Origin of the sequence: Bradyrhizobium sp., from assembly GCF_035309285.1 — a bacterium.
Classification (GTDB): domain Bacteria; phylum Pseudomonadota; class Alphaproteobacteria; order Rhizobiales; family Xanthobacteraceae; genus Bradyrhizobium.
In genome coordinates, this window is sequence record NZ_DATGFH010000014.1 from 48,089 (window position 1) to 60,725 (window position 12,637).

The following is a 12,637-nucleotide window of genomic DNA, read 5'->3' on the forward strand; positions in this document are numbered from 1 at the left end:
CTCGCATTCTCGTCGGCCATCGCAATCCTCAGCTCTTGATCCCGGCAAAACTCTTTGCCACCTCCTCGGGCCAGATCACGGACACCCCGCCGTCGATAAGGAGCGACTGGCCGTTGATGAAGGAAGCCTGCTCGCTGCAGAGGAAGCTCAGGGCGTTGACCGAATCCTCTGCTGTCCCCATGCGCTGCAGGGGAACGAGCTTCCGATAGAGGTCCATCAGGCCGGCATTGCCTTCGTAGAACTGCCGCGACTCCTCTTTCAGATAGGTCAGCGGCATGATGGCGTTGACACGGATGCCGCGCCGCCCGAGTGTGGCCGCGTAATAGCGAACCATCTCGTTCAACCCGGCCTTGACGACATGATAGCCGACCGGCTGCGAGCTTCCGACATATTGCGCATAGACGGAGCTCACCACGCCGATAGCGCGGTCGCCGGATTCCGCGAAATGATTGGCAAAGCCCTCGATCAAACGCTTCGAAGCGGTGAGGCCGACACGCAGTTCGCCGTCCCAGAGATCGCCAATGCCGCGAAAACGCTGGCACAGCACGAGGTAGCTGATCGGCCCAAAACCGTCGCGCGCCCTGGACCAGATGCCGTCGTAGCTTTCGGCGTGTTCAAGGTCTGCCGCGAGATGGCGGACGTTTGTATCGCCGGCATGCCTTGACGAGGGCGAGCGGGAGATCACCGTCACGCCATATCCGCGCGCCAGAAAACGCTCGACTACGACGAGGCCGAGGCCGCGCGTCCCTCCAACCACAACAGCGTGCGGGGCGCTCACGGGCGTTTCTCCCGAAATGCCGCGATCCGTTCGACTAGATCAGCTTGGAAGGCTACCGAGGCTGCCGGATCATCATCGCCCGGCGCGAACGCCGCGTACATCGTGCCGTCGGGGCGAAACGGGCCGTTGGTGATCTCGTGCACGATCAGCAGATCGGAGCGGATGACCAGCGTATGAAATCGCGCCTCCGACATCCGGTAATAGAACGGCTTGGTCCCGCCTTTCTCGCCGAGCGAGATGATTTGCTCGATCGCGCCATCATTGCGGAAGATGACGATGTCAACTTCGCCCTCGATGATGTGGAACGCCTCGCTCTTCCCGGGATGCCGGTGTGGCTGGATGTAGGAGGCAGGCTCGATGGCGATGATCATTTCGTGCAGCGGATCGTCGTGGGCGGGATGCGCATTGATGCGCGCGCGCCGCTTCGGCGCTTGCCGCGCGGCGTGCCGCAGCAGCGCGATGTCTTGAGGTCCGATCGTCGCGATCGGGCCTTCCGCGACAAACACCTCCGGCGATTTCTGGATTAAGGTCATGGCGAAGGCCCCGGCAATACCGATCCTGGCACTCCAGCAAAGATCGAGCGGAATTCGACGCCACGCCGTGCGAGCGGGGCAAGCCGATCCCTGATCTTTTGCTCGATCCGCGGCGCAACCGCAAACAGGCAGGCTCGCACTTTTGTGTCCTGGAGCAGCGCGTCCGATGGCACGACGGGGACCTTGAAGCCGGGCGGGAAATAGCTGCGCTTGTCGGGATCATCGTCGACCGCCATAGCGATGCGCTCGGACACGCCCATGGCGTTGGCAAACATCACGGCCTGGTGCCCGATGCCGAACACCGCAAGGCCATCTCCGGATGGTCCGGCCGCCTCGGCCGCCCAAGAGCGAACCAAATCCCGTTTCGGGGCGAAGTTGGCGATATAGTCAGGAAACAGCTCCGGCGTCGGAGTGCTGGTCGGCGCGACATCAACACTGCGCTCGTCTCGCGCCGGCCGCAGGACGGCAATCAGCGCATCCTCCAATTCGCCTTGTGCCCGACGAAGGTTGGCCACCTCATAGCCGGCCTTTGTTGAGAGATGCCGGAGTGTCGACTCGACGAAGTAGCTGACATGCTCCTCCCACAGGAAGGAATAGTCGCAGGCTGCGAGAAATTTGGCGCTGTCGGGCACTTCGATAACCACGACGCCGTTGTCGGCAAGGAGTTGCTTGAGCCCGCCCAAGGCGCCGAGCGGATCATGGCAATGTTCGAGGAGATAACGGCAGGAGATGATGTCGGCGGTGCCGTAGAGCTTGGCGATGCCTGTCAGGTGTTCGGCATTCAATCCAAGCTGCCAGGTCTCGAGATAGGGATAGCCGTCCTGCCCTGATTGCGTGGGACGGATATCAAGTGCCGCCGCACGTAAACCCCGCCTTTGGAGCCGGTCGAGCAGGGGCTGATCGAACGGGCCGACGCCGAACGACGTCGCCGCTTTTGAGTCAGGCTCATCGAGCAGAAGATCCACCACGCCATCCAGATGCGCGTCCGGCTCGCGGTACTTGATCCATGGCAACCTCGGCCGCACGGCTTCGACCGGCAAGGGCACGCCGAGCTGGATGAGCTGGCACCGCCGGCACTGATGCAAGACAAGATCGTGCCGCGCGACAGCGTCCGGCCTCAAGGTGAAGCGATTGCAGACGGGTACTTGCTGGAGCGACAGAGCGCTGCCGTTCAGCACCTCGCCACAGAGCCTGCACCATGCATTCGGCATCCGCTCTCCAGTCGCTAGACGAAGAAAATGAACTCGTGATCGCCGCTATAACCCGTCTGTTTGAACTCGTAGTCCCATTCGGCCGGCGTATGGAAGATGCGGCAGGTGAGCTGCCAGTACATCAGGTTCACCTTCTCGCGCTCGTTGCGATAGGCCTCGACGCAGACGTATTTGGCGCCGCGTCCGACGCGCTCGATCTCGCGGAGCGCCGAATGGAGCTCGTAGTTGTAGAGATTGTGCAGCGTATTGATGGAAATCACGAGGTCGAAATGCTGGTCGGGATAGGGCAGCCTGACCGCCGAGCCGACCTGACAGAATGGCCTCACGCCCTCGACGGTGTGCGCGATCCCGTAAGCCGAGATGTCGATGCCGGCGACCTCGATCCCCGGTACGCTTTCCGTGAAATCGTGCAGCAAGAAACCCTTGCCCGATCCGACGTCGAGCACGCGCATCCCGGGCTTGAGGCCGTAGGCAGCAACCATCGCGTCGGCGACCTTGCGCCAGCGGCCGTCATATTTGTAACCGCCGTAGCCGGTCTCGCGGCTGCCGTCCCAATAATCGTAGTCGTATTTGACCGCGAGTTCGGCGACCTCGGCCTTGTCACGCTGGGTGACGCGCGCGAGATAGTCGCGCTTGGTCGATGTATGAATCAGGCTGATGAAGTCGCGATAGGCCATTCCTGCGTCCTTAAAGGCGAATCTCCGAGAGCATCGCTTTTGCCTTCTCAAGCTGCACAGCGCAACGCGCCTTGCGGTCACTCGTCGCCGCAAAAGCACGGCGCGCCGCGCCGACGGGAAGGAAATCATTGAGCAGGATGCAGACCCATTTGACGCGGCAGACGTCGAGGAGGATCCTGCATCGCGCTTGCGTGACGTCGTCCAGCGCCAGGCGCGTCAGGAACTGGGCGCGATAGCCGCTCGGAACCGGCACTTGTGGCTGGCAGAAGAAATCCACGACAAGCTTGGCCGGATCGTCGCGTCCGGCATATTCGAAGTCGAGAAAGACGAGCCGCCCATCATTGCCCGCGAGCGCATTGTGAAAGCCGAAATCGGAGGGCGACAGGCAGCATTCGGATTCGGCCAGCGCACGATGCGGATCGAGGCCGAGCGCATGGGCCTCACGCGTTACCTGCTCGCGCACCATGTCCCACCTTGGGCGCAATATCGCGAAGACGAAACGCTCGGCATCGGCAAGCTGTGGCGCCTCGCGATCGAGCGCTGCCAGACGCAACAGCCGACGCTCGACGAGCTGCAGATGATCGGAGATCGAAAAGCAGGCGTCCGAAGCGGGCCCAAGGCCCACACGCCGCGTGGCATTGATGGCGAGAATGAAATCAGCGGCTGCATCGATGTGGGCCGGCTCAAGCTTACCGGCCTCCAACCTTCGGCCCACGACGAAGCTGTAGAGGGCGGCTTGGGCGCTGTCGTCCTTTGCCAGAGGCTGCGGAACGGTCCGGACGCCGTCGTTCCAGGCGCGTTCAAGGAAGTCCCATTCCGCAGCGAGCCGGTCACGCATATCGCGCGGGTCGCTGAAATAGCGCTTCATGACGAGCGGCGCGCCCGCCGTGGCATCGATGCGGAAGACCTGGTTGTTCCTGCCGCCCACAAGTCGCGTCAGCGATCGCGCGCGGCCGAAGCCGGCGCGAGCGGTCAGCGCCGTGGCCAGTGCGAGCAAACCGTCGTCGGCCAGTGCGTCAGACGTGCGCATGGCAGAGCTCCGCGGAAATCTCGGTCCACGACGAACAGAGGTGGAGCTTTCCCCCACGGGCGGCAGCCGCGAACTGCCCCTCGGGATCGAACAGGATACAGCGCATTCCCGCCGGAAAACCCGGCAGCGCAAAGATTTCCGGGAGATCGTCGATGAACACGTCGCAGCGAAGGAGAGCCGCGCGAGCGACCTTGTCTTCCTTGGTCAATGCGAAGAACAAGTTGCCCGGATCGATTTGGTCGCTGCCCAAGCCGACCAGCCCGCGCGCTGCCAAAAAGCCTCGCGCCGCGGCGTGCAGATCATGCTGCGGCCCGCGGATCGGGGTGCGCGTTTTGTGGCTGACGATGAACAGCTCGTGGCCGGCTTTCCCCGCGGTCGCGACGAAATCGGCAAAGCCGGGATAGGGCGACGCCAGCTCCATGCGGGCGCCATAGACGTAGCCCTGCAGCTCCGTAAACGCGTCGGCGCGGCCGGCGCCGTTGAGATAATCGCGCACGCTGTTCTTGTCGCGCGACAGATGGGCGGGGATCAGTCCGCGCTCCAGAGCCGCTGCATGAAAGACGCCATCGTAGCAAACGATCGTGTTGTCGAAATCGATTCCGATGCGCATGACTACGCTCGCAGCGACATGTCGATCAGGGGGCGGCCGATTGTGCCGGACGCGAGATCCTGCAAGGCCTGCTCGGCCTGTTCGAGCGCATAGGCCTTGGACAGCAGCTTGCGGACGGGAAAGCGGCCCGCGCCGAGCAGGCGCGCGAACCGGCCATAGTCGCGATCGGGCACGCTGTCACCGCCCCATGTGCCCATCAGGCTCTTGCCCTGATTAAAGACGGAAGGGTTGATCGAGAGCGTCGCACCGTGGCGGGCATTGCCGATCACGACCGCGCGGCCACCCTGCTGGCGCGTGGCGTTGACGGCCTGTTCCATCGCGGCCGGCACGCCGGACGATTCCACAGCAATATCCACGCCTTGCGGGACGATCTTCTTGATCTCGGCGAGCACGTCGATGCCCGTGGGGTCGATGACGTGCGATGCGCCGTAAAGCGGCGCAAGCGCTCGCCGCGTTGGATTAGGGTCAACGGCGATGACGGGCATCGCGCCGACCAGAGCCGCCGCCATGATGGCGTGGAGCCCGACGCCACCAGTGCCGAACACCGCAACCGCGTCGCCCGGCTGCGCCTTCAACACATTGTAGACCGCGCCCATGCCGGTCGGCGCCGCGCAGCCGAGCAGCACGGCGATATCCATAGGTAATTCCGCAGGAAGCAACGTCAGCCGGTTTTCGCTGACCACGGCGTGGCGCTGAAAGGTGGTGACGCCGCCGGCGTTGACCTTCTTGTCGGCCCAGGCATAGACGGCGCCGCCGGCCTCGACGCCAGAGCCCCTGATCCATGACAGCACAACCTTGTCGCCCGCCTTCACCTTGGTGACCGCGCGGCCGGTCTCCAGCACCGTGCCGGTGCCCTCGTGGCCGAGGCAGTGCGGCACCCATTTGTCTTCACCCTTGTCGCCGCGCCATTCCATCACCTGTGTGCCGCAGGCGCCGGAATAAGCGATCTCGACCAGCACCTGGCCCGGCTTCAGGGCGGGGATGTCGATCTCAGCCACGACGAGCGGTGCGCCGGTCTGAACGAGGAGGGCGGCGGTGGTTTTCATGTGGTTAGCCCTGCCGCAACGCGTCCGCGATTTTCGCCGCGATCTGGTGACCGGAAAGGCCGAGCACCTCGCGGGCATACTCCTGCTCGCCGGACTTCTTGAAGAAGGCATCTGGCGTGCCGAAGCGGATGAATTGCCGCGGCGTGACGCTGTGATCGATCAGCCATTCCGCAACCGCTGCGCCAAAGCCGCCGATCCGCGAATGCTCCTCGATGGTCGCGACCAGCGGGAAGCGCACAAAGACATCGGAAAGGCACGTCTCATCCAGCGGCTTCACGGTGTGGAAGCTGACCACTTCCGCGGAGATTCCCTGCTTTTCCAGTGCATGCGCGGCTTCGATCGCTTCGGGCAGCATGTTGCCGGTCGAGAGCAGGCAGGCATCGCTGCCACGCGCCATCGTGATGGCCTTGCCGAACGCAAATTCCGCAAGCGGCCCTGAATGCACCACCGGCTCGCCCTTCTTGCCGAGCCGGATGTAGACGGGCCTGTCCTGCTGCTGGGACGCCCGCAGCGCTGCGCGCACTTCGAAGGCATCGCCGGGGCAGACCACCACCATGTTCGGAAGCGAGCGCAGGAAGGCGATATCTTCGCAGGCATGATGGGTCGGCCCAAGGCCGGAATAGGCAAGTCCCGCGCCGACCGCGACGATCGTCACCGGCGCCTCGTGATAGCAGACGTCGGTGCGGATCTGCTCCAGGCAGCGCGTCGTGATGAAGGGCGTGATGGTGTAGGCGACCGGACGCAGGCCGTTCATGGCCATGCCGGCGGCGACACCCATCATGTTGGCTTCGGCGACGCCGCAGTTGAAGAAGCGCTGCGCATGCTTGGCCTTGAACTTGTCGAACAGGCGATTGCCGATATCGCCAGACAACATCACCACGCGCGCGTCTTCGTCGCCGAGCCGGGTCAGTTCGTCCGCAAAAGCGTTTCTCATGCGAGCCCAAGCTCCTTGCGCGCTTTGGCGACTTCCTCGGATGACGGCGCGCGATAGTGCCAGTTGTTGTCGTCTTCCATGAACGACACGCCCTTGCCCTTGACAGTATGGGCAATCAGCGCCACGGGCTTGCCCGAGCCGTTGGGCACGTGCTGCATCGCTTCCGCAACCGCACCAACATCGTGGCCATCGATCTCGCGCGCATCCCAGCCGAACGCCGTCCATTTGTCGGCGAGCGGCGCCAGCATCAAGGTCTCGTTGGAGCGGGCGGTCGCCTGCCATTTGTTGTAGTCGACGACGACGCAGACGTTCTCGAGTTTCTGGGCGGCGGCGAACATTGCGGCTTCCCAGACCGAACCCTCATTGTTCTCACCGTCGGAAAGCAGCGCAAAGACCCGGAATGCCTCTCCCTTGATACGCCCCGACAGCGCCATGCCGCAGCCAAGCGGCAGGCCGTGGCCAAGCGAGCCGGTCGCGGCCTCGACGCCCGGCAGGAGATTGGCAGGCGGATGCTCGGCCAGACGGCCGCCGTCCTTGCAATAGGTGTCGAGCTCTTGGAGCGGGAAAAAGCCTTTCATCGCCAGCGCCGCATAAAGCGCCGCCGCGGCATGCCCCTTGGAGAGGATGAAACGATCCCGCAAGGGATCCTTCGGCCGCGCCGGATCGATGTTGAGGACATGCCAATAAGCCACAGTCACGATATCGGCGCAGGAAAGCGAGGAGGCGAGGTGCGCGGCCTGTGCCGCGTGCGACATCTCGATGATCTTGCCGCGCAGTTCCGCGGCGCGACGCGTCAAGGCGGGCGCGTCGATGCCGCCGGCGGGCTTGCGGACTACCAGGTTCATCGTCCTCTCCCCATCGCGGTTCTCCCTTAGGGCTTGTGAACGTATTTCGCCGGCAGCTTTGCCAGCTCGCCTTTGAAACGCTCGGCCCAGCGAATGACGTCCTCGATGCCGCGTTCGAGCGAAATGGTGTCGCGCCAGCCGAGCTCGTTCCGAAGCTTGGTCGTATCGAGCATGTAGGCGGTGTCCTTGCCCGGCCGCTCAGGCGCGATCTCCACGCAATCGTCGAAGGATTTTCCGAGCTGCTTCAGGATGGTCTCCACCAGCGCGCGGATCGAGACCAGCTCGTAGCCGGAGATGTGATAGGCCTCGCCGAGCTTGCCGCTGCGTGCGATCCTCACAGTTGCGTCGGCGACATCGCTCATATGGATGAACACCCGGACCGACTTGCCGCCGCCATCGAGCCGAAGCCTCTCGCCGCCCATTGCGGCCACGATGGTGCGCGGTACGATGCGGTAGAGCTGCTGGCCCGGCCCATAGACATTGGCCGCGCGGGTGAAGACGACCGGAAACTTGTAGTTCGCAAAATAAGTGCGCAGGCTCATGTCGGCGGCCGCGCGCGACACTGCATAGGGCGTTGACGGATTAAACGGGGCGCTTTCCGTCACCCAGCCATCGGTCGAGCCGTAAACCTCGGGCGTCGTCACATGGACATAGCGAACCAGGCCGTCATAGTTGCGCAAGAGCTCGTGTAGCCGCACGGTCGAAACGACATTGGTCATCATCCAGTGATCGGGATGCTGCCAGCTTTCGCCGACCATGCTTTGCGCGGCGAAATTCACCACATGCGTCGGATGCTCAGCGGCAAGCAGCGCTTTCAGCGCGCACAGATCGTGGTTGTGGTCGATCCGCGTAAAGCGCACGCATCCCGGCCGCGCCTGCCATTTGTAGGGCAGGAACGCCGGATGCGCCTCCTCGGAGCGGCTCGCTGCCAGCACGTCATGCCCTTCGGCCGCGAGATGATCGGCCAGCGTCGCGCCCGAAAACGAGTTCGAGCCGAGGATCAGGTATTTTTCATTCGCCGCCATGTTCGCCGCAGCTCTGCCGCCTGGATTTTGAGCGCATTGACGTCGTCGCGCTGGCCGTAGAGCCACTGCAGCAGCATGTGGCCGACGATCATCTGCGCGTCTTCGGCGATCTGCATGTCGTCGACGCGGAAATGAATCGGGACGTCGGCGAGCGCCTTGGCCTTGCCGCCGGAGAAGCCGAGCAGGGCGTAGCTCGTCATGCCGATCGCTTTGGCTTCTTCGAGGGCTGCAAGAATGTTCGGCGAATTGCCCGATCCCGACATCACGATCAGCACATCGTCCTCGCGCGCCAGCACCGCAAGCTGCATCGAGAAGATGCGCTCATAGCCTTCATCATTGGCGAGGCAGGTAATGATGGCGGGATTGGACGACAGCGAATGCACCTTGAGCCCGGAGCCCGGCGTCTTCGACAGCGGATAAAGGAAATCGTTGGCAAGATGGTTGGCGTTGCCGCCACTGCCGCCGTTGCCGACCAGAAACACCTGCCGCCCGGTGCGCCAGCAATCGAGGAGATCATGGGCCAGCCGTTCGACTGGCGTCCAGTCGAATTCCCTGAGCGCGGCGCTGAGCCGTTCCGAATAGTCGTTGAACAGGGCCGACGGTTGCGGAAAGGCGACTGCTGCGGTCATTTCACCACCTCCCGCTCCATCCATTTCAGATTGTACCAGCGGTCCTCGTTCTTGAGCCGCCCTTGCGAGTACATGCCGATCATCTCCGTGATCGCATCCTCCACCGTCTTCTTCGGGCGAAAACCGGTGGCGAGCAGGCGGTCCGAATTGACGCGGTAGCTGCGCGGATCGTTCGAGGGCGTCACGACGATGTCGGCGTTGACGTGCTTCACGACCATGCTGGCGATATCGAGGATCGAGATGTTCTCGAAGCCCGCGTTGTAGATTCCCAGATGCTCGGGATGATCGAGCAGGAAGAGGTAGAGGTCCGTGATATCATCGATGTGGATGTTGGGCCGGGTCTGGTTGCCGCCGAACACGGTGATGCGGCCGTTGGTCAGCGCCTGCATGGTCAGCATGTTGACGGAGACGTCGAGGCGCTGCCGCGGAGAGAATCCGCAGACGGTCGCGGGACGCACGATCTGCACCACCATGTCGTCCTTGTAGGACAGCACGATGCGCTCGCCGCACATCTTGGTCTTGTTGTATTCGGAGATCGGCAACAGCTCGAGATCTTCGGTGACCTGCTCCTCGTCCTTGATGCCGTAGACGCTGCCGGAGGAAGCATAGATGAAGCGCTTGACGCCGGCGCGCCTGGCGCGATCGGCGAGCTGCATGGTGGCGAGGCAGGAGATTTCCCAGGTGAGCTTCGGGTCGAGATCGCCGCAGGGATCGTTCGCCACGCTCGAGAGATGGATGATGGCATCACACCCGGAGAGATCGTAAGCGTCGGGATCGCGGATGTCGCCCTTGACGACGGTGAGGTCCGGATGCGGCTCAAGAAAATTGCCGAACCACATGATATCGAAAGCGACCACCTGATGTCCCGCCTTCAACAGCTTCGGGACGAGGACGCTACCCTTGTAGCCGCAGGCGCCGGTGAGAAAGATCTTCATCAGGGTTCCCCTAGGCGACGCCGGTACGGCTAATGCGCCGCGGGGCGGTGTCGGCGATGGCCCGCCTGAGGCTTTCGGGCGTGCCGATGTCGCGATAGTAGCCGCGCGTCTCGACGCAAAGGATGCGGCCGATATAGCGCGGGATGATCTCGGTCGAGAGGTCGACGATTGGCCGCCCGAAGGACGCGATGGCATCGATGACCTCCGGCTCGAAAATATAGACCGCGCCGTTGGCGAGGTTGCCGGGCGGATTTTCGACCTTCTCGTGAAAGGCGACGACTGTGCCGCGATGATTGAGTTCCAGGATGCCGCAGGAGCGGGGCGTGTCGGTACGGAAGCCGAGCATGGTGACGGCGTGACCGGCGGGCCGGCGGCGGTGCGCGTCGACAAAGCCGCAGACGTCGAAATCAGTGAGGTTGTCGGCGTGGGCCACTATGAAGGATTGCCCTTGGAACCAGTGGCGGTTGGCAAGCACGGTGCCGCCGGTGCCGAGCAGCTCCTCCTCGTGCACGAGATCGACATGCGCTGCCCAGCGCGAGGCCTTCACAAAATCGATCACCTGGTCCTCGAGCCAGTGGGTGTTGACGAGGACGCGCTCGATGCCGCCGTTGAGCAAGAGCTCCAGCCAGTAGTCGAGCAGCGGCCGGCCGTTGATCTCGACCATGCACTTTGCCGTGGTCGCCGTGATCGGGAGCAGGCGAAGCCCCTGTCCTGCAGCGAGAAGAAGCGCGCGCATCGTCGTTCTCCTCTAGTCGTGCTCGTAGCTCGAGCCGTCAATTTCCGCCACCAGCTCGGCTGCGGTCATCGGGCTGTTGCCGACACGCGAGACCTGCAGCGCGGCTGCAAGCGCGCCAAGATAGGAACTCTGCCAGATGTCGGCGCCGACCCGGAGCGCCATCGCCGAGCTCATGAAGAAGCTGTCGCCGGCCCCGGCGACGTCTTTGGGCGACGGATTCAGGGCGGGCAGGCGATCGGTCACCAGCGTGCCGTCGTGAAGCGTGTTGACCAGCAAGCCCTCGGCGCCGAGCGTGATCACGAGGTTGTCGGCATACGCCTTGTGGATCAAACGTTCGCCGACGTCGGCCAATCCGGTCTCGAAATCGTTCAGCGCCAGACGGGCCTCGCGCTCGGTCGGCGTGATCAGCGACATGCCGCGGAAGCGAGAGACATCACCGAGCTGGGAGGAGGCCTGGCTGTCGGCGGCCAGCATCACGTCCTTGGCGCGCGCTTTCGCCGTGATGGCATCGACCAGATCCTGGGGCAGGCAGCCATAGTTGAAGCAGGAGAATAAGAGCAGGTCGCAATCGGGCAGGGCCGCTTCGACCGCCTTCAGCATCCTGCCCTGGATATCGGGGCTCGGGGCATGATGGCGGAGATGGTTGACGCGCAGCAAGGTCTTGTTCAGCGCGCGGTAGCGCTGCTTCCGGGTCGTCGGCCGCGTGGAATCTGCGAAGCAATCGCAGCGGATTCCCTGTTCTTCCAGATTCTCGAGCGCAAAGCTCGCGAATTCATCCTCGCCGACCACCGTACAATACCGGACATCACCGCCCAGGCCCCGCGCATGCGCCGCGACACCGCCGGCGCCGCCGACAAACGTCTTGGTCACGATCGGCGTGACCACAATAGTCGGGTCTTCCTGCGACATTCCGATCGCGTCGCAGGTGACATATTCGTCGATGATGAGGTCGCCGATGACAAGCACCCGCATGCCCGCCATCTTGGCCAGCGTCGATTTGAGCTGCGAGAGCTCAAAGCCGTGCCGGCTTGGAAAATCGAGCGGCTTGGTAACCGACGAGATATCGGCATCGGTATAATCCCGCTCAACCAGCGACAGCGAGGCGAAGCGCAGCTCGCCGGAACTGAACACCAGCCGTCCGCCATAGGCGTCGACCGCGCGCTGCTCGGGATTTTGGCGGTGCTCGAACTCCTTGCCCTTTACCACCACGTTCGGCTGCAGCGACGCGATGAAGGTTTCCGCCGGAACATTCAACGAGACCGCGTAATCGACCATGCTGATCGAGCACACATTGTCGACCCGCACCTGCTGCGGAACAGTGACGCCGGGGGAGGAGTCCGCATTGACTCCGACCACCAGGATGTCGGCCTGCTCGGCCGCGAACTTCAACAGGCGGAGATGGCCGGGGTGCACGACGTTGAAATTGCCGGACACGAAGGCGATTGAATTGGCGCTACCGCAGGCGAGCCGCAGCGCGGCGCTGTCCGCGGACTCCAGCCTGGTCCGGTCGTCCAATGTTTTGTCGGTAGAATGAGCAATGCGCGCCACGGTGTACCTGAAGGCCGGTCGGTGAGGTCAGCGAATCAACGCTAGAACGCGGATGGTTAACAACACTTAACCGGCCGCCAAATTGCCAAGAACACATTCG

The 12,637-nt window shown here is 63.3% G+C and carries 14 protein-coding genes; all 14 read right to left on the bottom strand.

Annotated features, from left to right (window positions below):
* Positions 1-28: 28 nt before the first annotated feature.
* Genes VKR55_RS04555 through VKR55_RS04620 form a run of 14 tightly spaced genes read right to left on the bottom strand, consistent with a single transcriptional unit; the run spans position 29 to position 12,504 of the window.
* A complete protein-coding gene (locus VKR55_RS04555; RefSeq protein WP_324400142.1) occupies positions 29-778 on the bottom strand; it encodes an SDR family NAD(P)-dependent oxidoreductase in 750 nt (249 codons plus the stop codon).
* Positions 775-1,311 (bottom strand): WbuC family cupin fold metalloprotein, encoded by a 537-nt coding sequence (locus tag VKR55_RS04560; protein WP_324400144.1) that lies wholly within the window; start codon positions 1,309-1,311, stop codon positions 775-777. Before VKR55_RS04560 ends, VKR55_RS04555 begins: the two co-directional genes overlap by 4 nt.
* Complete coding sequence (locus VKR55_RS04565; RefSeq protein WP_324400146.1) at positions 1,308-2,522, bottom strand: class I SAM-dependent methyltransferase; 1,215 nt, start codon at positions 2,520-2,522, stop codon at positions 1,308-1,310. The genes VKR55_RS04560 and VKR55_RS04565 overlap by 4 nt, the downstream gene beginning before the upstream one ends.
* Positions 2,523-2,536: 14 nt before the next feature.
* A complete protein-coding gene (locus VKR55_RS04570) occupies positions 2,537-3,199 on the bottom strand; it encodes a class I SAM-dependent methyltransferase (protein WP_324400148.1) in 663 nt (220 codons plus the stop codon).
* A gap of 10 nt (positions 3,200-3,209) precedes the next feature.
* Complete coding sequence (locus VKR55_RS04575; RefSeq protein WP_324400151.1) at positions 3,210-4,229, bottom strand: aminoglycoside phosphotransferase family protein; 1,020 nt, start codon at positions 4,227-4,229, stop codon at positions 3,210-3,212.
* Positions 4,216-4,839, bottom strand: a complete 624-nt coding sequence (locus VKR55_RS04580; RefSeq protein ID WP_324400153.1) for a hypothetical protein — start codon at positions 4,837-4,839, stop codon at positions 4,216-4,218. Before VKR55_RS04580 ends, VKR55_RS04575 begins: the two co-directional genes overlap by 14 nt.
* Positions 4,840-4,841: 2 nt before the next feature.
* Positions 4,842-5,885, bottom strand: coding sequence for a zinc-binding dehydrogenase (locus VKR55_RS04585; RefSeq protein WP_324400155.1), 1,044 nt, complete (start codon positions 5,883-5,885; stop codon positions 4,842-4,844).
* Positions 5,886-5,889: 4 nt separating this feature from the next.
* Positions 5,890-6,819 (bottom strand): transketolase family protein, encoded by a 930-nt coding sequence (locus VKR55_RS04590; RefSeq protein WP_324400157.1) that lies wholly within the window; start codon positions 6,817-6,819, stop codon positions 5,890-5,892.
* Positions 6,816-7,664 (bottom strand): transketolase, encoded by an 849-nt coding sequence (locus tag VKR55_RS04595; RefSeq protein WP_324400159.1) that lies wholly within the window; start codon positions 7,662-7,664, stop codon positions 6,816-6,818. Before VKR55_RS04595 ends, VKR55_RS04590 begins: the two co-directional genes overlap by 4 nt.
* A 26-nt stretch (positions 7,665-7,690) precedes the next feature.
* Positions 7,691-8,689: a GDP-mannose 4,6-dehydratase gene (locus VKR55_RS04600; protein WP_324400161.1), complete on the bottom strand. Its 999-nt coding sequence runs from the start codon at positions 8,687-8,689 to the stop codon at positions 7,691-7,693.
* A complete protein-coding gene (locus VKR55_RS04605) occupies positions 8,665-9,342 on the bottom strand; it encodes an SIS domain-containing protein (protein ID WP_324400163.1) in 678 nt (225 codons plus the stop codon). Before VKR55_RS04605 ends, VKR55_RS04600 begins: the two co-directional genes overlap by 25 nt.
* Complete coding sequence (locus VKR55_RS04610; RefSeq protein ID WP_324400165.1) at positions 9,315-10,253, bottom strand: NAD-dependent epimerase/dehydratase family protein; 939 nt, start codon at positions 10,251-10,253, stop codon at positions 9,315-9,317. Before VKR55_RS04610 ends, VKR55_RS04605 begins: the two co-directional genes overlap by 28 nt.
* A gap of 10 nt (positions 10,254-10,263) precedes the next feature.
* A complete protein-coding gene (locus VKR55_RS04615; protein ID WP_324400167.1) occupies positions 10,264-10,989 on the bottom strand; it encodes a nucleotidyltransferase family protein in 726 nt (241 codons plus the stop codon).
* 12 nt (positions 10,990-11,001) lie between these two features.
* The gene (locus VKR55_RS04620; protein ID WP_324400169.1) at positions 11,002-12,504 is read right to left on the bottom strand and encodes a PfkB family carbohydrate kinase; all 1,503 of its coding nucleotides are present in this window, start codon (positions 12,502-12,504) and stop codon (positions 11,002-11,004) included.
* Between the last annotated feature and the right edge of the window lie 133 nt (positions 12,505-12,637).

Bases quoted from the DNA above. Each gene is read 5' to 3' on its own strand.
- VKR55_RS04605 (WP_324400163.1), bottom strand. From the start codon at position 9,342: ATGGATGGAGCGGGAGGTGGTGAAATGACCGCAGCAGTCGCCTTTCCG.
- VKR55_RS04590 (WP_324400157.1), bottom strand. From the start codon at position 6,819: ATGAGAAACGCTTTTGCGGACGAACTGACCCGGCTCGGCGACGAAGAC.
- VKR55_RS04565 (WP_324400146.1), bottom strand. From the start codon at position 2,522: ATGCCGAATGCATGGTGCAGGCTCTGTGGCGAGGTGCTGAACGGCAGC.
- VKR55_RS04575 (WP_324400151.1), bottom strand. From the start codon at position 4,229: ATGCGCACGTCTGACGCACTGGCCGACGACGGTTTGCTCGCACTGGCC.
- VKR55_RS04615 (WP_324400167.1), bottom strand. From the start codon at position 10,989: ATGCGCGCGCTTCTTCTCGCTGCAGGACAGGGGCTTCGCCTGCTCCCG.
- VKR55_RS04600 (WP_324400161.1), bottom strand. From the start codon at position 8,689: ATGGCGGCGAATGAAAAATACCTGATCCTCGGCTCGAACTCGTTTTCG.
- VKR55_RS04570 (WP_324400148.1), bottom strand. From the start codon at position 3,199: ATGGCCTATCGCGACTTCATCAGCCTGATTCATACATCGACCAAGCGC.
- VKR55_RS04610 (WP_324400165.1), bottom strand. From the start codon at position 10,253: ATGAAGATCTTTCTCACCGGCGCCTGCGGCTACAAGGGTAGCGTCCTC.
- VKR55_RS04595 (WP_324400159.1), bottom strand. From the start codon at position 7,664: ATGAACCTGGTAGTCCGCAAGCCCGCCGGCGGCATCGACGCGCCCGCC.
- VKR55_RS04580 (WP_324400153.1), bottom strand. From the start codon at position 4,839: ATGCGCATCGGAATCGATTTCGACAACACGATCGTTTGCTACGATGGC.
- VKR55_RS04585 (WP_324400155.1), bottom strand. From the start codon at position 5,885: ATGAAAACCACCGCCGCCCTCCTCGTTCAGACCGGCGCACCGCTCGTC.
- VKR55_RS04560 (WP_324400144.1), bottom strand. From the start codon at position 1,311: ATGACCTTAATCCAGAAATCGCCGGAGGTGTTTGTCGCGGAAGGCCCG.